We start from the raw sequence: 560 nt of genomic DNA on the forward strand, positions 1-560 counted from the left end.
ATGTGCGGTGCATGATTGGCGACAATGTTAGCCAGCAGGTGTTGATCAAAATGCGGTTGGGAGGGGGGGAGGCGAGCAAAAGCATAGACATGGCTGTCGTACCAGTCCAAACGTTTGTCGGGGTATCCCGCTACCCGTTCGGGGGTGAAGGCGATCGTGGCGGGCAGTTGCAGACTGCTGTCTGGGTGGGGTTCCACGATAGCCTTGATGGTGAACTGGCCGCTTTCTCCCAAGTCCACGGTTTTGCCAAGTGGATCATCCCATCCAAGATAGTGGCGATTGAAATCGGCAGTGATGTAGATGTCATGGGGGCCTGGTGCTGGCAAATCTTCACGGTAGGGATGCAGTTGTGCCATAAACGTTGGAGTAACGGCAAATACCGCAACGCGGGGAATAACGCTTCCTTTGCGGCGTAGGTGGGTATGCAACCGGTAAGCGTATCCGACGCTTTCGATATTGGGATGTTTCTGTAATGCCTCCATCAGCGGAAAAGGAACCTGCGCTGAGCGAACAATATCGCCATTAGGGAGATTGAATTGACTTTCAATGCGATATAAACG

The 560-nt window shown here is 53.0% G+C and carries 1 protein-coding gene; it reads right to left on the reverse strand.

Annotated elements, in window-relative coordinates:
* The coding region (locus J5224_RS34480) for an ABC transporter permease (RefSeq protein WP_319802553.1) at positions 1 to 560 on the reverse strand (560 nt) is incomplete at both ends.

This window comes from Candidatus Symbiopectobacterium sp. NZEC135 (assembly GCF_025962695.1).